This is a genomic window from Aestuariibaculum scopimerae (assembly GCF_059428085.1).
The window spans coordinates 2,899,215-2,919,305 of the sequence record NZ_CM182089.1 but is presented as its reverse complement, the minus strand read 5'-3'; the positions used below and the strand labels follow the sequence as shown (position 1 = coordinate 2,919,305).

Below are 20,091 nucleotides of genomic sequence, written 5' to 3'. Positions count from 1 at the left end.
TACAAGAAAATACCGTTGCTTTTTGTTTGTGGCTATTAATTATTACCCTAACGCCCTCTACCCCTTACATGCCCAACATTAATTCTTTGTCCTGCAAAACGGCCAAACTTGTAACTAAAGGTTAGCATAAAGTACTGTTCCAGTATTTTGTTTTCCACATCTTGTATGGCGCTTTCTGTAACAGATCTGTTATAACCATTGTTCTTGCCAAGGATATCATATCCCACCAGTGTTAATGTTGCTTTATTATTCCATAGTTCTACGCCCAAGCCGGCATTCCAAAAAATAGCTGCGCCATCAAAATCGTCTCCTACTCTACTATTGTACCTATAGGTTAATTTATTGGTTAAAAAAGCATCTTTAAGAAAGAACAAGGAAGACCCAAGCCTTAAGTACTGAACAAAATAGGTGTTGTTGTTAAACGTATCGGTATCGTAACGTGTGTTGGTTAATGCATAGCTATATGTGGCATCAACATCAATCTTTTTATCATAAGAATAGCTTAGTGATATGCCGGGCTTTACAAGTCCTGTTTTTGCAGTGTATTTTACAGCATTTTGTATAGACCTTATGTTTCTGTAATTGGTATTAAACCTTAAATTGATGCTGAAATTTGTTTTTTTACTGAAATAGGATTTGGATATGGCTGCATTACCCGACACACTGTAGTCACCATCAATGTTTTCGTAGGTGGTATATTTAATGAGATCTGTATCGGTAATAGTTGAATTTATTATTTTATCCTGAACAAGTTCTGCTTGGGCATCGGCCGTAATGTTAATGTTATAAAAGGCTAAATTATTTTGGTACCTAAAATTAATATTATGCCTCACGGCAGGTTCCAAGAGTGGATTTCCTGTTACAATATGGGTAATGTTACTAACATTGGCAATGGGTTGTAACTGACCAATTGAGGGCAAGTCTACACCTTGGTTATAATCTAAAGTAATTCTTTGATAATCATCATTTTCACCAAAACGAATACGCCCTGATAAGGTAGTATATTGAAAATCATTTTTAAAATTTCGAGCTGCGATAATATAATCTTCATACTTCCTAAAAGTATTTGTGTAGGTGCCTTCTAGTTCAAAACGGAATTTTTTATAATCATATTGCAACTTTAATCCTGGCCTCACGGTGGTAGCTATGTAACGACTATCTATACTAATTTGGTCGTTAAAATCAGTATACGCATCTGTATCACTATCATAATCATATATATCCTTTTTATCCTTTTGTGTATTTACAGATACATTATATCTTGGCATTACTCTAAAATTGGGCAACAATTCTTTTCGCCATCGTGCATTTACACCAATTCGGGAGTTTGTATTATCTGCATTTGAAATTTGGTCTTGAACAATATCTTCTGCACTACTCTCTAAGGCATTTAAGGAATAATTAGAGCTCTCACTGTCTTGTTTACCAAAATTGGTACTAAGTCCTATATTAAAAAAATCATGCTTCTCTCCTGTTATAGCAGTTACTTCAAATTCGTTGCTAATGCTATAATCTGAACGCTTAGAGGCACTGGTAGAAAAATAATCGCTTACTAAATCGCCATTGGTATATTCAGATGTTCTGTTTACTGTTGAGAATGATTCATTGTTCCCCAAATCAAAACTGGTTTTGTTTAATATCTGTACAAGCCTTTGCCTTTCTATTTTATTTTTTGCCTTTGGCATAAACTTTAATACCAGTCCTCCATTGTGCTTATCTGAATCATTATACCCACTGCTAGTGGCATTTGTAATATAATTAAAATCGGGCAAGAAGTTTTCGGTGTAGCTTTTTTGGGCATTATCTGTATTTTGGGCACTGTATCTGTAATTTGAACTAATACTGGTTTCATTCCATTTGCCCTTTGAAAAATTGGCCCCAATAAAATCCGATTCTATATAACCTGTACTGGAATTGGCATCTGGCAACGAATTAAAGCCCCTAGACATATTAATATTATTGCTACCGGCAATAAGACCCAACTGTTTTCCTTCTATTAATTGAAACACATTGGTGTTTGCCTGGTATTTCTCATCAGTACCATAACCTAAATTAACATCTCCAAAATGGGCTTTGTTCTTACCTTTCTTTATTTTTAGATTGATTTCCTTGGTACCAGAATCTGATTCTTCCCCTGTAAACTTTTGTTGGTCTGTTTTATAATCGGTTACCTGTACTTTACTAATGACGTTGCTGGGGATATTCTTCACGGCAATATCGCCTTTCTTCTCTCCAAAAAAGCGCATACCATCTACATTTACGGCTTCTACTTCTATTCCATTTACTGTAATGTTGCCATCAACATCTACCTCTACACCTGGAAGCTTCTTTAACAGGTCTTCCACCTTATCGTTAGGCATGGTTTTAAAACTATCTGCATTATATTCAATAGTGTCTTTTTTAATAACTACGGGTGGTGCCTTTCCTATAATAGAAACCACATTTAGTTCCTCGACTTGGTCTTCTAAAATAATGGTGCCCATATCAAACAGATTGCCCTCTGGAACGGCAATATCCTTTTGATAAGGTTTATAGCCTAAATAGGCGATATTGAAAATGGCTTTGGTCTCGTCTTCCGCATTCACTTGCAATGAAAATTTACCGTCTTTATTTGTAATACCATAGGAAATGGGAACACTGTCACTTACGCTTTGTAGATATACTGTAGCCCCATCTAAGACTATTGAGTCTTGATCTTTAACAAGACCTTCTAGAGTGAATTTTTGGGCAAATGCAAATGATGTGAAAAAAAGTAGGATATAAGTTAGGGCCTTCAATGTGTCTTTTCTGATTGAGTTCTTATATTATATTACCCATTTAGACTTAACAATGGACCAATAGTTTAAACGAACTTTAAAATCAGGTGTTATTTTTTTGAAGAACCTGACTTAAAATAATAATAACGGCCAGGGTATAACTTAATGTCATGAGGGTTCCTGAAAACATAACTACATATTTCATCCATAAAATACCAGTCCAGAGCAGATAGAGCCCGCCAAATGTTAGAATAACTGATACTAAAGGTTCTACCATTAAAAACAATTTTAGTTTCTTGTTGAGTTTGGTTATGGAGATAAGCAAGCCCACTAAAAAAAAGATGATGGACATTGATAATATATGGTTGTGCACCAAAGTAAGCATTTCTTTTTCGCTTTTTTTAAAGCGCATAACCGTGGCATTTTCATCATCCTCGTTTCCTAAATATTGTTCTTCAATGCCATTGGGGTTTGCCGAAGAGGTTTCGCCAACAAACAATAGCCCCGTATAAAATCCAATACTTAACACTATAACAAAGACCCCAATTAATAGCTTAATTTCTTTTGGAAGTGATAGTATTAAACCGTTAAACTGCATTTAGAGTATGTTTTTTTTGTGAAGTATTTTTAAAGACTTTAATAGGTTGTTCATTGAAGTTGTCATAGACCGTACCGATATGGTAGCCCCAGAAATGGCCACTATACTATTGTTATAGGTTAAGGTATCGTCTTGTGTCTTGCCTGTAAATTGCCTTAGCCAACGTTTACTGCCTATTTCTCCCCCGTAATCTTCACGATATGCCAGTATTTTGGTTTTAACCACAATTAAATCGGTGTCTAGCAATACCAAATAATCAAAAGTATCTGTTTTACTGGGTGCACTTCCTAAATACACATAGCCAATAAGCTTGTTATCAACCTCTAATTTAAAAAAATTATTGTCGGTAATGGTTGCTGGCAATTGTTGCTTTACATCCTTTGCTATGACCACAGAAGTACACGCATAGCTTTCAATATTAAAGGCTTCTTTAATCTCTTTATCTACTTTTTTACTAAACCCTTTGTGGTTGGTAAAAGATCCTAGTATAAATAGTGCTAATAAAAAGAATACCTGTTTAAAATTCATACTGCAAAAATATTGATTTATTTGCTTTTTAAAACAATTAATATACCAAAAGCTAAAACAAAAATTAATTGTTTTAGCTTTTGGTTTATATTATATAACATCCAGTACTTAATATTCTACTTTTAAGTACCTAAAACACCTTTGGTGCTTTTAGAACCAAACGCCTATTCCAAAATTCAATTGGTTAGGGATATCGTTATCCGAGGCGTTGTTTTTAATTTGATAATCGCCTTTAATAACAGCTCCTGGGGCTACTTTATAACTTAAACCTAGAGTCCACTCATCTCTATTATAAGCATCATTTCTAGACAAGCTTCCATCTACTGAGGCATGCGTGTCAAAATCTTCATATCTAGCAAATGCAAATAATTGTTGTTTGCTTTTAAGTGGCAATAAATTGTATGCGCCTTCTACATACCAACCTTGCAAACTGCTACCCAAATCGGCACCATATAATGTGTTGTAAGCTTCGGTATCTTTTAAACTGGCATATATAAACTGGCCACGTGCTGTAAAACGTTGAAATGCATAACGTGCATCTAAACCAACCATTGAAACACCTACATCGGCACCTTCAATATCATCTACATCATCTTCCGCTTGGGTACGCCCTACATAGCCCGCCAAACCTAAACGTAATCCAGGTAAACCATAGTAATCTAACTTAGCGGAAAGGTTTGGGGTATTAATGGTAGACTCTGCTCCTTTTTGTCTTCCGTTACGAAGACCGCTACTGCCGCCTAAATACTTAGTACCGTTAACAGATTTAAATCCATTAAAAATATAAGCTTGATAGCGCAATGACGCCTCGTTAAAACGCCCAGAAACACCAACACCCAACTCTCTCCAGGTAGATGGTACAATAGCATTATCAGAGCTTGGCCTAGCTACACCGTTAAACGTTGTAGGCTCGTGGTATTCGTTTACTATACCCATAGGCACCAACATTAAACCACCTCGTAAATTTACATTATCACTTAAGCTATACTGTAAAAAAGCTTGCTCAATATAGACTTCTTTTACATGCTCAAATTCAATCTCTGTAACAAACTGAACTTTATCGTTAAATTTATATCCAAAAAGCATTACTAAACGGTGTACATCTAACTTTCCGTTATCGCCCTCTGGTTGATAGTATACCATTTCACCATATCCCCCAACGGTTACTCCGGTGTTAATGTTTCCTGTTAAAATACGCTGTGCGGCATTAATTTGGGTTTGCGGATTCATACTAAGTGAATCTGGTGATGTTTGTGCATTTGACAATGCTACAGTAAAAATTGCTAAAATTAAGGTGATTTTTTTCATTGCTGAATTTAATTGATTGTGTTTATTTAGACTTATTACAAATAACTATTTGTTTAAAGCCGCAAATTTAAAACAGATAATCAATTACACAAAGTTTATTAAGATTAATTTTAAATAAAGTATTAACACAAATGTAAGTTACTGTATTACAACAACTTAAAAATGTTAAAATTAATGGTAGACATTAAAAATCTTAGAGGCCTCATTATAAGCACTCTCAAAACTTAGTGCATTTAAGGTGTTGTTTTTGTTTGAAGTAAAATATGAAAGTAGTTTTTCGGTAGGCATATTACCGGTTAATTCGTCCTTGGCCATAGGGCAACCACCAAACCCTTGAATGGCACCATCAAAACGCTTACAGCCTGCACGATAAGCAGCATCTACTTTTTCAAACCATGTGGATGGCGTTGTATGTAGATGTGCCCCAAATTCTATGTTGGGATATAATGGTATTAAATTGGAAAATAGATAATTGATATTCTCAGCGTTAGAAGTTCCAACCGTATCACTTAATGATAAGATTTTTACGCCCATATGGCTCAACTTTTCAGTCCACTCCCCTACAATCTCCACATTCCACGGGTCGCCATATGGGTTACCAAATCCCATGGAAATATATACAACCACTTCTTTGTTGGATGCATTGGCTATTTCCAGAATTTCAGAGAGCACCACCACCGATTGCGCAATGGTTTTGTGGGTATTACGCATTTGGAAATTTTCAGAAATAGAGAACGGATACCCTAAATAATCTATTTCGGGATGCTTGCAGGCATCTTTAGCACCACGTGTATTGGCTATAATGGCCAATAATTTACTAGTAGTCGTGCTTAAATCCAATCCTGATAAAACTGCTGCGGTATCTACCATTTGAGGAATGGCTTTAGGCGATACAAAACTGCCAAAGTCTATCGTATCAAACCCAACACGCAATAACGATTGTATATATTGCACCTTTTTAGCTGTTGGAATAAAGCTTTTTATACCTTGCATCGCGTCGCGCGGACATTCTATAATCTTTACTGGGTTTAACATGCGCTACTTTAAATTACAGGATGATAAAAATACTATAATTTTAAAAGCTAAGATGGTTAAAGTTGTTGTTTTTCAAGTATCGCTTTATTGATGGCTTTTACCAAACCCGGACCTTGATAAATAAACCCCGTGTATATCTGTACCAAATCGGCTCCGGCATCAATTTTCTCCAGGGCATCACTGGCCGAATGTATGCCACCTACACCTATTATAGGAAAGGCTTTGTTGCTTTTATCTGCTAAATATTTTATAACCCTGGTACTTTTATCCTTTATTGGTTGGCCACTCAATCCCCCATGTCCTATAGCTTCCAACTGCGCTTCTGTGGCTTTAAGGCCTGTTCTATCTGTAGATGTATTACTGGCTATTACGCCATCTAAATGGGTAGATTCAACAAGCTCTACAATCTCATCTAATTGGGTATTGTTTAAGTCGGGGGCTATTTTTAAAAGGATGGGTCTTGACTTTTTAAAGGATTGATTAGCCTTTTGTATGGCACTTATCAATTCTTCTAAATAATCTCTATCGTTCAATTTTGCATGACTATCTACATTAGGACAACTAACGTTCAGCACAAAATAATCTACATAGGGGTGCAGGGCATTAAAGCACTCTAGATAATCTTTAGTATAATCCTCTGGTTTGGTACCCGTATTTTTTCCAATGTTACCTCCTATTATAAGTCTGCCCTTGTTTTTCTTTAATTGCAAAATGGCAGCTTCTACCCCTTCGTTATTAAAACCCATTCGGTTAATAATCCCTTGGTCGCTTTTTAAGCGGAATAAACGCTTTTTTGGGTTTCCCGATTGCCCTTTGGGAGTTACTGTTCCTATTTCTATAAAACCAAACCCAAAGTTAGCCAGTTCATTATAAAGGAGTGCATTTTTATCAAACCCTGCTGCCAATCCCACAGGGTTTTTAAAGGTGAGTCCAAACACGTGTCGCTCCAAACGTTTATCATTTACACTGTACATATTTCTAAATAACATGGAAAGGCCAGGAATCTTGGAAGTTATTTTTATGAGCGAAAATGTAAAATGATGAATCTTTTCAGGATCAAAAAGAAAAAACAAAGGGCGAAGTAGTATTTTGTACATCAGTATTATTTATGCAAAAATACTTCGAAATAAAAAATCAACCAATTCAAAAGCCAAAAAAATTAATAATCGTATTTTTAAGCCTGTAATGGTATTTCCATTGCAAGCTATTAAACACTTAAATATTCACTATAATTATTGTAAAAACATTTTTAAAGATGATTTCAAAAGAACATATCATTAAACGGTTTATAAGTTACGTAACCATTGATACAGAATCTGATCCTAAATCCAATACCACACCCAGTACTGAAAAACAATGGGATTTAGCAAACAAGCTTGTAGAAGAGCTAAAAGCTATTGGTATGGAAGATGTTACCATTGATAAGCATGCCTATGTTATGGCTACCCTTCCAAGCAATGTAGCACACGATGTACCAACTATAGGGTTTATTTCACATTTTGATACAACTCCAGATTATACGGGTGCCAATGTAAAACCGCAAATTATAGAAGCATATAATGGAAAAGACATTGTTTTAAATGAAGCTGAAGATATTGTTTTGTCTCCTGATTACTTTGAAGACCTTCTATTATACAAGGGGCAAACTTTAATTACAACCGATGGCAGTACCCTATTAGGGGCCGATGATAAAGCGGGTGTTTGTGAAATTGTGTCGGCTATGGAATACTTAATAAAGCATCCAGAAATAAAGCATGGCAAAATACGTGTTGGCTTTACGCCCGATGAAGAAATAGGCCGCGGTGCCCATAAATTTGATGTTGGAAAATTTGGTGCAGATTGGGCCTATACTATGGATGGTAGCCAAGTTGGGGAGTTGGAATATGAGAATTTTAATGCTGCTGGTGCTGTTGTTAAAGTAAAAGGCAAAAGTGTACACCCAGGGAGTGCCAAAGGCAAAATGATAAACTCCATGTACATAGCCCAAGAATTTATTAATTCTTTACCTCGACTAGAAACACCCGAACATACCAGCGGTTATGAAGGCTTCTTCCATTTATGCTCTATAAATGGGGAGGTTGAAGAAACCGTGCTTGAGTATATTATTCGTGACCATGACCGCGGACATTTTGAAGCTCGTAAGGAAGTTATGGAAAAGCTTACCAAAGAGCTTAACTCGCAATATGGATGGGAGGTTATCCATACTGAAATAAAAGACCAATACTATAATATGAAAGAAAAGGTTGAACCCGTAATGCACATTGTGGATATTGCTGAAGAAGCTATGAAACAGTTGGGTATAGAGCCCATTATTAAGGCCATACGTGGTGGCACAGACGGGTCGCAACTAAGCTACATGGGGCTTCCTTGCCCTAATATTTTTGCAGGTGGCCATAACTTTCACGGACGTTATGAATATGTACCCGTTGAAAGCATGATTAAAGCCACTGAGGTTATTTGCAAGATTGCCGAATTAACAGCTTTACAAAATAATTAACCAACCACTTATTAATTACGTATATGGCCTTCGCCATATACGTAATATTTATTGGTAACAAGTTGATTAAGGCCTAGTGGGCCCCGATGGTGTAATTTATCTGTACTTATAGCTAGCTCGGCTCCTACGCCCATAGCGCCTCCATCTGTAAATCTAGTAGATGCATTTTTATATACAGCGGCACAATCTACTTGCTCCATAAAAGTATGTGCAGTAGCATCATTAGTAGTCATAATAGACGCCGAATGCCCTCCTGAATACTCATTTATTTTACTTATGGCCTCTTCAAAATCATCTACAGCTCCAATACAGCACTTCATGGCCAAAAACTCTTCATACCACACCTCATCATGCTTAATTAAGGTTTCATCTTTTAGAATGGTATAGGTAGGCTTGTCTACCAATACTTTAACGCCACGGGCATTAAGTACCGCATTAAGCTCTTGCAATTTGGCTTGGTAATCGGGCACGTTTTTGTTTATTAATATTTTATCAAGAGCATTACATGCCGATATTTTAGCAGTCTTTGCATTAAGTATAACCTCTAAAGCCTGTTTCCAGTTTGTATCCTTATCTACATATAAAAAATTATTGCCCCTACCACTAATAAGTACAGCACAGTTGGCATGTTCTTTTACAAAAGCAATTAACTGCTCACCCCCTCTTGGTACTATTAAATCTAAAGGTTCTGTGGGGTTTTTAAGAAATGCCTGGGTTTCTTTTCTGTTCATGTTAAGCAATTGTATATAGCTTTCACTCAACCCATTTTCCTGCAAGGCTTTGTGCCAAAAACTAACCAGTAGTTTATTGCTATTATAAGCTTCTTTCCCGCCTTTTAGCAAGATTTTATTGTTAGTCTTAAAAGCAAGGGCTGCCGCCTCGATAGTAACATCGGGGCGCGATTCATAAATAATCATAATCGTACCAAACGGTGCCGTTTTATTTGTTATTTGTAAACCGCTATCTAAGGTTATATCTGTAATTACTTGGTTTACTGGGTCATCTTGGGCCTGTACTTCTTTAATGGCTTGTACCATACCGTCTATTTTCTTATCATTTATTATTAAGCGGTCGTACATAGCTTGATCTTCTTTGTTAAAAGCCTCTAAATCTTTTTTATTGGCTTCTAACAGGGCCTCATGGTTATCGTTTAATAATTCTATCATACTCGATAACACAAGGTTTTTTATATCTGTTAAAATTAATTTCATGTTCTTTCTTCTTTTAAAATGCCACTTTGGTTCCTATATTTTTGCCTTCAATTATATCTATTATGGTATTTTTTTTCTTCCCATTGGCAATGTATGTAGGAATGTTTTGTGAAGCGGCTTGTTGTGCATAATCTAATTTAGAACCCATACCACCACGGCCTTCGCCTTCATTTTTATTACTATCTTTTATGTATTTATCTAGATTATCATCGGGTTCTATATAGGATATTAAATCACTACTTTCAGATTCTGGATGTCCTGTAAAAACCCCATCAATATCTGTTAAAATAATAAGTTTATCGGCATTTATTAATTGTGCAATTAAACTGGCCAATTCATCATTATCGGAAAACATAGACATGGTTACCGATACAGCATCATCTTCATTGGCTATTGGAATGACGCCTTCAGAAAGCAATCCTTCACAACAATTGATCATATTTTGGCGGTGTACCCCCGGACTAAAATCTCTTTTTGTTGGAAGTACCTGCGCACATTTCATACCATAATCGTGAAATATATTGTAATACAAACGCATCATTCTGGGTTGTCCTATTGCAGAATATACTTGGCGTTTTTGGGTTTTATTTTTTATTTTGGATTTACCTAACACTTCTTTTCCTGCTATCACAGAACCTGATGACACTAGCAGGGTCATGATATCTCTTTCATAAAGTTCGGCAATCTGTCTTACTAATTCTTTTAATACGGGTCTAACAATTTTGTTGTCTCTATTAGTCATTACATTAGTCCCAACTTTAATGACTATTCTTTCTTTATACATATTAGTGTTCTTTTCCTAATTCTATTGCACGATTAAAAGCAGCAAATGCAGCTTCCTTTATTAATTCATTTACATTATTATCCTCCATGGAGTCTAATGCGGCGCGTGTAGTGCCTCCTTTTGATGCTACACGGTCCATCCAAGAATTAGGTGATAAGTTTGATTGGTTAAAAAGTTCTATAGCGCCTGTAAATGTTTGGCTAACTAAAACAGTAGAATCGTTTTTTGTGAAGCCCATTTGTAATGCTGCTTCCATCATGCTTTGCATAAAATAAAATACATAGGCTGGTCCACTACCAGAAATTCCCGTTGAAGCATCTATGAGCTTTTCATTGCTTACTTGAATGGATTTTCCTGTAGTATCCAACAAACTCTCTACAGTTAACAATTCTATTTTTGTAACTTCACTAGATGCAACAAAAGAGGTTAGCCCTTTCCCTATTTTTGCCGGTAAGTTTGGCATAGCCCGCACCACTTTTGTTAAACCTGTTAAAGCTTTCATAGAGCTGATAGTTACTCCCGCCATTATTGATATAATAATTTGGCCGTCATTTACCATCGGTTTTATGGTACTCAATAAGCTTTCAGCATGATAAGGTTTTACCGCAATAAAAATAATATCGGCTTGTGGTACACAATCTTTTAATTCACTAAAGGCATCAAAATGTGATATTTTATTGAGCGCCTCAAGTTTTTCTTCTGAATTGTCTAAAACCATTATGTTCTTCTTTTTAAGCAACTTTGACTTAGACATTCCTTCGGCATAGGTAAGTCCCATGTTTCCTGCACCTATTACTAATACTTTCATTCTTCTTTTTTTAGTTTAAATAAACAGTAAACAATCGTCACAATCCTTTACCTCACCATAATAAGTCTGTCTGTACTTATGTATGGTTTTTATAGGCCATCCAAATAAGTGCTTTTTTATGTACGTGACTCGGGTAGTTAATTCCCCCATTTTTATAGTATACCTTTTTTCGTATACTGTTTTTCTTTTTACTCTTAAAATTTTCATCTGTTTAAATTAATTTGTGTTTTTATAAATTTTATATGTTAGCGTGTTAAACGCATCTCTATATTTCTGGATTTAAATCCGCTTTTTTCAAACAAGTGCAACACTGGGTTTTCTTTGTTTATGTACAATGCGATGTCTCCTTTACAATACCTAATAGCATAATCAATTAGTTTTTTGGCAATACCATTATCTCTATGTTTCTTATTGACCGCCAAATACACCAAAATATTCTCTGGTATGTACTCATTCATACCCGTTTTATTAATGACCAATGCTCCTAAAATCTCATTTTGTTTTTCAACAACAAACACAAACCCTCCAAGCCCTGAAATTTCTTTTGTGGCATACAACAAAGATTTTCTAATAGCGCTTTTGCTATCTCTAAACTCTCCTGAATGCTCATGGAGAAAATGAGCGAGGCGGTTTATCTCAAAAAAAGACAACCTTGAATAAGCATCAAAGGTTTTAATATTCATAAATAGTAATAGTTATTGAACCCAAACATTAACTAAAGGCGTGGGCTGTGTGTTTTGTGAAAAATGAAAAGAAAAAAATGTACTTTAAAAACTAAAGGTTTTGAGGTACATTATAAAGGTAACTTCTCTTAAATTGCTCTTGGGAATTAAAATGCTGGAGGAATGAATTTATCCGATTGATTTCTAAAAACTAGAAAGTTAAAATTGAATATTCTATAATTTTGTGACTCATGGATCCCTTTTCTCATGCTGCAAATTTACTAAAACCACAGGCTAATTACAAATAAACCCTGTTAATATAAGTATAATACTTTTTACCACTTGTTTAAGCATAAAAAAAGCCTCCTAAAAGGAAGCTCTTTTTTACAACATAATATTATGTGTTATTTTGCTGGTGCATTTAATTTAGCACTTAGTTCCATTGATATGGATGAGCGCTCAAATTTAATTTTACCAGACATCGTTTCTATAACGCAACTACCGTCTTTGTCGTTTAGCTCTAAAATTTTACCATGCATACCGCTTTTGGTAATAACCTTATCGCCACGTTTTAATTCTGCATTAAACTTTTTTTCTTTTTTTGCACGTTTCATTTGTGGGGCAATCATAAAGAAATACACAACCACAAACATTAGTATGAACGGTAAAAATGAACCGAATCCGCCTTCTCCCATTATTATTTATTTAGTATGCTGAATTTTCAGCTTGATTATTAATTAGTTGTAGCGTTAGGATCTGGTTTAACAAACGCTGTAATTTTTACTATTTCAGAGCCTTTTTCTGTATTGGCTGTTACAGTAATGGTCTTTGAAATTTTATTGGCACCACTACCGTTATATTTTACTGAAAAATTTCCTGAATCGCCAGGAGCTAATGGCTCTCTGCTCCAATCTTGTGGTACAGTACACCCACAAGAGCTTTTAATATCTGTTATTACTAAAGGAGCGTCTCCAACATTTTTATATGTAAATGTCGTTTCTACCGAAGTTCCTTTTTCTATCTCACCAAAATCATATTCGGTTTTATCAAACTCTATTACAGGAAATTTAGAAGCGCTGGCATCTCTCTCCGCCGCTGCCGCTACATTGGCCTCTTCAATTTTCTTAGCTGCATTTTCTTTACAAGATGTAAAAGCTAACAGGCACAATGCACTTAATCCTAATATTATTTTTTTCATTATAATGTTGTTTTAGTATTAACTTGGTAAAAATAGGAATTATTTAAACGATTAAAAATTTTTGTTGACTCTTAACACAAATTTAGATTAATCCTCTACCTGCTTTATTCAAGGTTCCCGCTACTTCATATTCCTTTACTAACTTATCTAATATACCATTTATAAATACACTGCTTTTAGGTGTAGAATATTCTTTGGCGATCTCTAAATACTCATTTATAGTTACTTTTACTGGTATAGATGGGAAGTTCTTTAACTCACAAATGGCCATTTGTAAAAGCACATAGTCTACATCTGCAATGCGTTCTGAGTCCCAATTCTTTGTTTTTTGCTCAATTTCCTTATTGATGGATGCCCGATTTAAAAGCGTTTTTTTAAAAAGGTCTACGGCATAATTTTTATCTTCAGAATCCTTGTATAATTTGGGGGTAAAATAGTTCTCGGGTAAAGTTGGCTTAACCTTTCTTAAAAGCTTTAAAACAGTTGTATTTACTGTTGGTAGATCATCCAACCAAGTTAAATGCTTGTCTTCAAAATAATCATAAATCTTGTTGTTTGGCGCAATGATTTCCTTAAAAACATCTATAATAAATGTCTTATCTTCTTTAAAATCAGAAACTCTGGTTTTCATGTAATCACGATAAAGATCACTTGAAATAATGGCTTTAAATACAACATCAACATATTCATCGTCTAACTCCCAATTCTTAATTTTGTTAGTTTCTAGTTGATTCTTTAATTGTAAATTGTCGCTTAAAAGTTTTAAAACTTGATTATTTACAAACTTGCGATTGGGGTTCTTATCCTCCGTAGTCGCCAAATGCTTCTTTTGTTTCTTTTCTAAATCGCTTTCAGCACGTTTTTTAACTTCCAGTAATAGAGATAAAAGCAAAAGGTACAAGTTGTACATATTGTCTATACTAAACAGTAAAAATTTTTGATCCTTACTAAAATCGTCACTTTCTCCTCCTTTAAAGGCATAAAGCGTTTGCATAACTTTTATACGAATATGTCTTCTGCTTAGCATAATTACAATGAACTTAAATTTAAAACATCCAAGATATTAATAGTTTTGGAGTGGCAAAAATATAACTATTTTAAAAAATACCTTCATATTTTTGATTTATTATATTGTAAACATTTAAGCTATATTTAACAAATAGCTTATGTACATTACTGCTTTATATTCTTTTAATCCTTTATATTTGTTTCCTTAAATTATTATTAAGCATTTAATTGCACCAAACGTTTTAATGAGAGAATTACAACATTTAAACAAGTATTTCTATAAATATAAGTCACAGCTTTTAATTGGGATTATAATTACCATAGTAGCTAGAATTTTTTTGCTCTATACCCCACGTTATGTTAGGCAAATTTTTGTGGTTGTTGAGAACTATATAAAAGATGGAGGCACCGAAGCTGCCATAAAAAGCGAGCTTATTGAAATTATACTCTATATCATTGGAGCCGCAATAATTGCTGGCATCCTTACATTTTTTATGCGACAATACATTATTAACGTATCTCGCTATATTGAATTCGATTTAAAAAATGAGGTCTATGAACAATACCAAAGGCTTTCATTGAATTTCTACAAAAAAAACAGGACGGGTGATTTAATGAATCGTATTAGTGAAGATGTTGGGAAAGTACGTATGTATGTTGGCCCTGCCATTATGTACAGCATCAATACCATTACCTTGTTTGTTATTGCGTTGATTTACATGTTCAACCAAGCTCCCAAACTGGCTTTATATACCATTATACCCTTACCAATCTTATCGGTTGTTATATATAAGTTAAGCAGGGAAATACATAAGCGTAGTACCATTGTACAGGAATATTTATCAAAACTATCAACCTACACCCAAGAATCCTTTAGTGGCATTTCAGTTATTAAAGCTTATGGTATTGAACCCCAAATATCACAAAGTTTTGAAGATCTAGCTACCGAAAGTAGAGATAAACATATAAATCTAACAAGGGTACAAGCCTGCTTTTTCCCACCATGATCCTTCTTATAGGCGTTAGCAATTTACTGGTAATCTATATTGGGGGTATGCAGTATATAAATGGCGAAATTGAAAGTTTAGGTACCATTGCCGAATTTATTATTTATGTAAACATGCTTACTTGGCCTGTAGCTACAGTGGGCTGGGTAACTTCAATAGTACAACAGGCCGAAGCTTCACAAAAACGCATTAACGAGTTTTTAAAACAGGAACCTGAAATAAAAAATACGGTTACAACACCTTCTAAAATTACTGGTGACATTACTTTTAACAATGTACATTTTACTTATGACGACACTAATATTGAAGCTTTAAAAGGTGTTTCTTTCCATATAAAAGAAGGTGAAACACTTGCAATTCTTGGAAAAACTGGGTCTGGGAAATCTACCATTCTAGATTTAATTGGAAGGCTATATGATATAGACCAAGGTAGTATAGCTATAGGGGGCACTCCCATAAAAGCGCTTAACCTAAATGACTTAAGAAACAGCATAGGGTATGTGCCACAAGACGCCTTTTTGTTTTCAGATACTATAAAAAACAACATTAAGTTTGGCGACAACAGTGCCAGCGATGCTGATGTTATTGAAGCGGCAAAAAATGCCCATGTACATAAAAATATTATAAAATTCAACAATGGCTATGATACCATTTTGGGTGAACGCGGTATTACCTTATCTGGTGGACAAAAACAACGGGTATCTATAGCACGGGCCATTATTAAATCGCCTAAAATATTGCTTTTTGATGATTGCCTATCTGCAGTAGATACCGAAACCGAAGAAAAAATACTTAAAAACTTAAACAAGCTTACCAAAGGAAGAACATCCATAATAGTAAGTCATCGTGTATCTTCTGCAAAAAATGCCCATAAAATTATTATTTTAGATGATGGTAAAATAGTACAGGAAGGCACACACGATACCCTAATTAATGTAGAGGGCTACTATAAACACCTTTATTTAAAACAACTAAGCGAAACCAGTAATAATTAAACACATATAAAGTAATTTCTATATCCTATTTATAATAAGGTACAGTATTGCAGTTAAACTTAAAAATGTACCTCTAAGAAAAAACAAAAAAACCGCTGCCTAAATTTCATAAAACGCAACAAATCACTAGTTTTAAAAAAGAAATTTCATAAAATGTTGGTTAGTATCGGTTTTTTTTAGATTTTTGGTATAAAATGATAACTAAATAAATTTCTATAAAATTATGAATAATAACGGCATGATGGAGAAAGAGGAGATTTTTTCTAAAGTATTAAGAGCAGGAAGACGCACATATTTTTTTGATGTTAGAGCTACAAAAGCAGAAGATTATTACCTAACGATTACCGAAAGTAAAAAGTTCACTAACGACGACGGATCTTTCCATTACAAAAAGCACAAAATATACATTTACAAAGAAGACTTTGCTGAGTTTAAGGATATTTTGGCTGAAATGACAGATTTTATTATTCAAGAAAAAGGAGACGAAGTTATTAGCGAACGCCATCAAAAAGACTTCAAAAAAGAGTATGAAGTAGTAACCAAAGAAGATGAAAGTTCAAATACATCACCAGAAAGTTTCACTGATGTTGACTTTGATGATATTTAATGCTTGTTTAAAAATTTTACAAAAACCGTTAGGCTATTCGTTTAACGGTTTTTTTAATTTACGGCACTACCATTTTCAACCCTATTTTCTGGGTTTAAAAGTATTACTCCATTACCATCTACCGCTCCCAGCACCAAACATTCGCTCATAAACTTGGCTATTTGTTTTTTGGGAAAGTTTATTACAGCTACAATTTGCTTGTTCAACAAATCTGCTTTCTTATAAAGAGTTGTTATTTGTGCAGAAGATTTTTTTATCCCCAATGCACCAAAATCAATGGTTAATTGGTAAGCAGGGTTTCTTGCTTCAGGGAAATCATTAACTTCAATAATGGTACCTATACGCATGTCCACTTTAGTAAAATCCTCAAAAGTTATTAGTGCATTCATTTTTCAAAAATATAAATTATTACGAACTTTGGAATTAGATTCGTATATCTTTAGGTACTTAAATTACTTATAACTTTACAAACTTTAAAACATAAAAATGGCCAATACCCCTTCTAATATGATTCCTCTGGGCACCAAAGCCCCTTTTTTTCAATTGCCAGATACCGTTAGCGATCAAGTAATGAGTTTAGAAAACCTGAAAGGAGAAAACGGTACTGTAGTCATGTTTATTTGCAACCATTGCCCGTTTGTTATTCATATTAACAGTGAACTTGTTAACATTGCAAAAGCTTATCAAAACAAAGGTGTTGGATTTGTAGCTATTTCTAGTAACGACGCCACTAAGTATCCGCAGGATGGCCCTGATAAAATGAAGCAGCATGCCAAATCTGAAAACTATCCTTTCCCTTATCTATATGATGAAAGCCAAGATGTAGCAAAAGCATACGATGCGGCTTGTACACCAGACATTTATGTGTTTGACAATGATTTGAAGTTAACCTATAGAGGGCAATTAGACGATTCTAGACCCGGTAATAACATACCTGTTACTGGAAAAGATTTAAGGCATGCATTAAATTGTTTAATTGAGCATAAAGAAAATACAACCACACAAAAACCAAGCATTGGCTGCAACATAAAATGGAAAAACTAACGAAGGTTTAATTGCCAAAAACCGACGTCTAACCAAGTATCAAACTTAAAACCAACTTCTTTAAAGCGTCCAACCAATTCAAACCCAAATTTCTCATGAAGCTTTTCACTAGCAGCATTGGGCATTGTTAAAACACCCATAATCACATGGTAGTTGTCCTTTTTTAACAACCCAATCAATGCCTCATATAACTGGGTGCCTATTTGTCTGCCATGTACTCCGTCCTTAACATAAACCGTAGATTCAACCGTAAAATTATAGGCTGGTTTGGGTCTAAATTTACTGCCATAGGCATAACCCAAAATCTCATTGTTTTCCTCAAAAACAATAAAAGGAAAGGTACTATTAATATAAATCAGTTTTTCTTTAAAGGTGTCTAAAGACAAAGGTTCAATGTCAAAAGTCACAACCGTATGGAGTACATAATAATTATAAATGTTTAAAAGCGCTTCAGCATCATCAATATGTACAGGTCTAATCATAGCAAATGGGTTAGATCCATTGGTTTCTTTTAAGCAAATTTTCAATATGTGCATAGTGGTGGTTACTATGCCAAGCATACGTACCAACAAGTGCTTTTAAGGTAATTTCTTTATTGGTTTCTGGATGAATAAAACTTTTATCAAAATCGGTTTCAGATAACCCTTTAAGTAAATATACCAATTTGTTATGTATAGCTTTTAAGTGAAATAACGACATGGCAATGGGTGCGGTTTTAGAATCGAATATTTCAGCCCACCTATCCTCATAATAAGCTTTTATAACGGGTGTATCTTCAGTTAAGGTCCATTTAAAACGTGTATAACTGTGATGATGGCTATCCGATACATGATGTACAACTTGCCTAACTGTCCAACCATTCGGTCTATATCTAGTATCTAACTGTGCTTCAGATAAATCTTTTACAAGATGTTCCAAACGGTTTGGAAAATGTTCTAAAATAGATATCCAACCTTCAATTGTTTCAGAAGAAATATGTTTAGGACAATCAAATAATCCAATAGGATATCGAAGTTTTTGTAATTCTATCTCTGTCATAAAAACAAAGATACGCTATAGTTAACCAACCTTCATTAACTCAACATCAAAAATTAAAGTAGCATCTGGTGGTATAACACCACCTGCACCTCTACTGCCATAACCCAAATGACTAGGAATAACAAATCGCGCTTTATCGCCTACTTTTAATAATTGGATACCTTCGTCCCAACCAGAAATCACTTGACCAACCCCAACAGGGAAATCAATCGGTTGGTTACGCTTGTATGATGAATCGAAAACAGTACCATCTGCCAATTGACCTTTGTAATGTACCGATACATTTTTACCCTTTTCTGCCTTGGCCCCATTACCTTCTTGAATAATTTGGTAACGTAAACCACTTGCTGTCTTTTTAAAACCAGCAGCTAGTTTATCCAACTCAGCTTCAGCAGCCTTTTTGGTTTCAGCCAATCTCTTTTCTCTAGACCCTTCAAATGTTCTAAAGGCTTCAATGGCATTATATGCTTTAGCATCTTCACCTACACGCTCAATCTCTAAAGTTTCAATAGCATCCCCTTGGGTTATGGCATCAACAACATCTTGTCCCTGTACAACTTTGCCAAAAACCGTATGGTTATTATCCAACCAGGGCGTTTCTACATGGGTAATGAAAAATTGACTACCATTGGTGCCAGGACCAGCATTGGCCATAGACAACACACCTGGGCCATCATGTTTTAAATCAGGATGAAACTCATCATCAAACTGATAACCCGGGTTACCAGAACCTGTGCCTTGTGGGCAACCACCCTGTATCATGAAATCTGGAATTACTCTATGGAACTTCAATCCATTGTAGTAAGGAGTTCCTTGTGGCTTAATTTTATTTTCAAGGTTGCCTTCTGCCAAAGCTACAAAGTTACCCACAGTACCTGGGGTCTTTTTGTATTCTAGAGCAACAACAATGGTGCCCTTAGTTGTATTGAATTTTGCGTATAATCCGTCTTGCATGGTTCTATTTTTATAAGAAAGTGCAAAGATAAGGAATGATTTAAGATTGAGGA

At 34.8% G+C, this 20,091-nt stretch carries 21 protein-coding genes and 1 pseudogene; 4 read left to right on the top strand and 18 right to left on the bottom strand.

Annotated features, from left to right (window positions below; translation table 11 throughout):
• Positions 1-47 precede the first annotated feature (47 nt).
• The 6 genes from AC5SR4_RS12710 to AC5SR4_RS12685 form a co-directional block, all read right to left on the bottom strand.
• Positions 48-2,777: an outer membrane beta-barrel protein gene (locus AC5SR4_RS12710; protein WP_495356650.1), complete on the bottom strand. Its 2,730-nt coding sequence runs from the start codon at positions 2,775-2,777 to the stop codon at positions 48-50.
• Between the two features lie 82 nt (positions 2,778-2,859).
• Positions 2,860-3,354, bottom strand: a complete 495-nt coding sequence (locus tag AC5SR4_RS12705; RefSeq protein ID WP_495356648.1) for an Aq_1264-related membrane protein — start codon at positions 3,352-3,354, stop codon at positions 2,860-2,862.
• Complete coding sequence (locus AC5SR4_RS12700; RefSeq protein WP_495356646.1) at positions 3,355-3,882, bottom strand: FMN-binding protein; 528 nt, start codon at positions 3,880-3,882, stop codon at positions 3,355-3,357.
• A gap of 150 nt (positions 3,883-4,032) precedes the next feature.
• A complete protein-coding gene (locus AC5SR4_RS12695) occupies positions 4,033-5,190 on the bottom strand; it encodes a porin (protein WP_495356644.1) in 1,158 nt (385 codons plus the stop codon).
• 171 nt (positions 5,191-5,361) lie between these two features.
• Positions 5,362-6,225: a hydroxymethylglutaryl-CoA lyase gene (locus AC5SR4_RS12690; protein WP_495356642.1), complete on the bottom strand. Its 864-nt coding sequence runs from the start codon at positions 6,223-6,225 to the stop codon at positions 5,362-5,364.
• Positions 6,226-6,281: 56 nt separating this feature from the next.
• Positions 6,282-7,322, bottom strand: coding sequence for a quinone-dependent dihydroorotate dehydrogenase (locus tag AC5SR4_RS12685; RefSeq protein WP_495356640.1), 1,041 nt, complete (start codon positions 7,320-7,322; stop codon positions 6,282-6,284).
• Between the two features lie 158 nt (positions 7,323-7,480).
• Between AC5SR4_RS12685 and pepT the strand changes: the two genes are divergently transcribed.
• Positions 7,481-8,722: a peptidase T gene (pepT, locus tag AC5SR4_RS12680; RefSeq protein ID WP_495356638.1), complete on the top strand. Its 1,242-nt coding sequence runs from the start codon at positions 7,481-7,483 to the stop codon at positions 8,720-8,722.
• Positions 8,723-8,733: 11 nt separating this feature from the next.
• Here pepT and AC5SR4_RS12675 read toward each other — a convergent pair whose 3' ends face one another.
• From AC5SR4_RS12675 to nusB, 8 genes are all read right to left on the bottom strand, one after another.
• Positions 8,734-9,933 (bottom strand): glutamate-5-semialdehyde dehydrogenase, encoded by a 1,200-nt coding sequence (locus AC5SR4_RS12675; RefSeq protein WP_495356636.1) that lies wholly within the window; start codon positions 9,931-9,933, stop codon positions 8,734-8,736.
• A 13-nt stretch (positions 9,934-9,946) separates the two neighbouring features.
• Positions 9,947-10,717, bottom strand: coding sequence for a glutamate 5-kinase (gene proB, locus AC5SR4_RS12670; RefSeq protein WP_495356634.1), 771 nt, complete (start codon positions 10,715-10,717; stop codon positions 9,947-9,949).
• A gap of 1 nt (position 10,718) precedes the next feature.
• Positions 10,719-11,525 carry a pyrroline-5-carboxylate reductase gene (gene proC / locus AC5SR4_RS12665; protein WP_495356632.1) on the bottom strand — a complete coding sequence of 269 codons (807 nt, stop codon included), beginning with the start codon at positions 11,523-11,525 and terminating at the stop codon, positions 10,719-10,721.
• Positions 11,526-11,540: 15 nt separating this feature from the next.
• On the bottom strand, positions 11,541-11,732 hold the full coding sequence (locus tag AC5SR4_RS12660) for a hypothetical protein (protein ID WP_495356631.1): 192 nt from the start codon (positions 11,730-11,732) through the stop codon (positions 11,541-11,543).
• Positions 11,733-11,770: 38 nt separating this feature from the next.
• Positions 11,771-12,208, bottom strand: a complete 438-nt coding sequence (locus tag AC5SR4_RS12655; protein WP_495356629.1) for a GNAT family N-acetyltransferase — start codon at positions 12,206-12,208, stop codon at positions 11,771-11,773.
• Positions 12,209-12,591: 383 nt separating this feature from the next.
• Positions 12,592-12,882 (bottom strand): preprotein translocase subunit YajC, encoded by a 291-nt coding sequence (gene yajC, locus AC5SR4_RS12650; protein WP_495356627.1) that lies wholly within the window; start codon positions 12,880-12,882, stop codon positions 12,592-12,594.
• A 38-nt stretch (positions 12,883-12,920) separates the two neighbouring features.
• The gene (locus AC5SR4_RS12645; RefSeq protein ID WP_495356625.1) at positions 12,921-13,385 is read right to left on the bottom strand and encodes a DUF1573 domain-containing protein; all 465 of its coding nucleotides are present in this window, start codon (positions 13,383-13,385) and stop codon (positions 12,921-12,923) included.
• A gap of 82 nt (positions 13,386-13,467) precedes the next feature.
• Entirely contained in the window at positions 13,468-14,412 is a 945-nt protein-coding gene (gene nusB / locus AC5SR4_RS12640; protein WP_495356623.1) for a transcription antitermination factor NusB, read from the bottom strand.
• Positions 14,413-14,638: 226 nt separating this feature from the next.
• Between nusB and AC5SR4_RS12635 the strand changes: the two are divergent.
• Both AC5SR4_RS12635 and AC5SR4_RS12630 read left to right on the top strand, forming a co-directional pair.
• Positions 14,639-16,395 (top strand): annotated as a pseudogene (locus tag AC5SR4_RS12635) (ABC transporter ATP-binding protein).
• A 223-nt stretch (positions 16,396-16,618) separates the two neighbouring features.
• Positions 16,619-17,002 (top strand): PUR family DNA/RNA-binding protein, encoded by a 384-nt coding sequence (locus tag AC5SR4_RS12630; RefSeq protein ID WP_495356621.1) that lies wholly within the window; start codon positions 16,619-16,621, stop codon positions 17,000-17,002.
• 53 nt (positions 17,003-17,055) lie between these two features.
• Here the strand turns inward: AC5SR4_RS12630 and AC5SR4_RS12625 are convergent, their stop codons facing one another.
• Entirely contained in the window at positions 17,056-17,391 is a 336-nt protein-coding gene (locus AC5SR4_RS12625; protein ID WP_495356619.1) for a tRNA-binding protein, read from the bottom strand.
• 97 nt (positions 17,392-17,488) lie between these two features.
• Between AC5SR4_RS12625 and AC5SR4_RS12620 the strand changes: the two genes are divergently transcribed.
• Positions 17,489-18,046: a thioredoxin family protein gene (locus tag AC5SR4_RS12620; RefSeq protein WP_495356617.1), complete on the top strand. Its 558-nt coding sequence runs from the start codon at positions 17,489-17,491 to the stop codon at positions 18,044-18,046.
• On the opposite strand, the gene AC5SR4_RS12615 is transcribed toward AC5SR4_RS12620, so the two are convergent.
• Genes AC5SR4_RS12615 through AC5SR4_RS12605 form a run of 3 tightly spaced genes read right to left on the bottom strand, consistent with a single transcriptional unit; the run spans position 18,043 to position 20,038 of the window.
• Entirely contained in the window at positions 18,043-18,528 is a 486-nt protein-coding gene (locus AC5SR4_RS12615; RefSeq protein WP_495356616.1) for a GNAT family N-acetyltransferase, read from the bottom strand. The two genes, AC5SR4_RS12620 and AC5SR4_RS12615, sit on opposite strands and share 4 nt — an antisense overlap.
• Before the next feature lie 10 nt (positions 18,529-18,538).
• Entirely contained in the window at positions 18,539-19,084 is a 546-nt protein-coding gene (locus AC5SR4_RS12610) for a YfiT family bacillithiol transferase (RefSeq protein ID WP_495356614.1), read from the bottom strand.
• Positions 19,085-19,105: 21 nt separating this feature from the next.
• Positions 19,106-20,038 (bottom strand): peptidylprolyl isomerase, encoded by a 933-nt coding sequence (locus AC5SR4_RS12605; RefSeq protein WP_495356613.1) that lies wholly within the window; start codon positions 20,036-20,038, stop codon positions 19,106-19,108.
• Positions 20,039-20,091 lie beyond the last annotated feature (53 nt).

Excerpts from the sequence above, each read along its gene's own strand:
- AC5SR4_RS12620 (WP_495356617.1), top strand. The coding sequence starts at position 17,489 with ATGGCCAATACCCCTTCTAATATGATTCCTCTGGGCACCAAAGCCCCT.
- AC5SR4_RS12695 (WP_495356644.1), bottom strand. The coding sequence starts at position 5,190 with ATGAAAAAAATCACCTTAATTTTAGCAATTTTTACTGTAGCATTGTCA.
- AC5SR4_RS12700 (WP_495356646.1), bottom strand. The coding sequence starts at position 3,882 with ATGAATTTTAAACAGGTATTCTTTTTATTAGCACTATTTATACTAGGA.
- pepT (WP_495356638.1), top strand. The coding sequence starts at position 7,481 with ATGATTTCAAAAGAACATATCATTAAACGGTTTATAAGTTACGTAACC.
- proC (WP_495356632.1), bottom strand. The coding sequence starts at position 11,525 with ATGAAAGTATTAGTAATAGGTGCAGGAAACATGGGACTTACCTATGCC.
- AC5SR4_RS12605 (WP_495356613.1), bottom strand. The coding sequence starts at position 20,038 with ATGCAAGACGGATTATACGCAAAATTCAATACAACTAAGGGCACCATT.
- AC5SR4_RS12660 (WP_495356631.1), bottom strand. The coding sequence starts at position 11,732 with ATGAAAATTTTAAGAGTAAAAAGAAAAACAGTATACGAAAAAAGGTAT.
- AC5SR4_RS12645 (WP_495356625.1), bottom strand. The coding sequence starts at position 13,385 with ATGAAAAAAATAATATTAGGATTAAGTGCATTGTGCCTGTTAGCTTTT.
- AC5SR4_RS12655 (WP_495356629.1), bottom strand. The coding sequence starts at position 12,208 with ATGAATATTAAAACCTTTGATGCTTATTCAAGGTTGTCTTTTTTTGAG.
- AC5SR4_RS12690 (WP_495356642.1), bottom strand. The coding sequence starts at position 6,225 with ATGTTAAACCCAGTAAAGATTATAGAATGTCCGCGCGACGCGATGCAA.
- proB (WP_495356634.1), bottom strand. The coding sequence starts at position 10,717 with ATGTATAAAGAAAGAATAGTCATTAAAGTTGGGACTAATGTAATGACT.
- AC5SR4_RS12685 (WP_495356640.1), bottom strand. The coding sequence starts at position 7,322 with ATGTACAAAATACTACTTCGCCCTTTGTTTTTTCTTTTTGATCCTGAA.
- AC5SR4_RS12615 (WP_495356616.1), bottom strand. The coding sequence starts at position 18,528 with ATGATTAGACCTGTACATATTGATGATGCTGAAGCGCTTTTAAACATT.
- AC5SR4_RS12675 (WP_495356636.1), bottom strand. The coding sequence starts at position 9,933 with ATGAAATTAATTTTAACAGATATAAAAAACCTTGTGTTATCGAGTATG.
- AC5SR4_RS12630 (WP_495356621.1), top strand. The coding sequence starts at position 16,619 with ATGAATAATAACGGCATGATGGAGAAAGAGGAGATTTTTTCTAAAGTA.
- AC5SR4_RS12610 (WP_495356614.1), bottom strand. The coding sequence starts at position 19,084 with ATGACAGAGATAGAATTACAAAAACTTCGATATCCTATTGGATTATTT.
- AC5SR4_RS12625 (WP_495356619.1), bottom strand. The coding sequence starts at position 17,391 with ATGAATGCACTAATAACTTTTGAGGATTTTACTAAAGTGGACATGCGT.
- nusB (WP_495356623.1), bottom strand. The coding sequence starts at position 14,412 with ATGCTAAGCAGAAGACATATTCGTATAAAAGTTATGCAAACGCTTTAT.
- AC5SR4_RS12705 (WP_495356648.1), bottom strand. The coding sequence starts at position 3,354 with ATGCAGTTTAACGGTTTAATACTATCACTTCCAAAAGAAATTAAGCTA.
- yajC (WP_495356627.1), bottom strand. The coding sequence starts at position 12,882 with ATGGGAGAAGGCGGATTCGGTTCATTTTTACCGTTCATACTAATGTTT.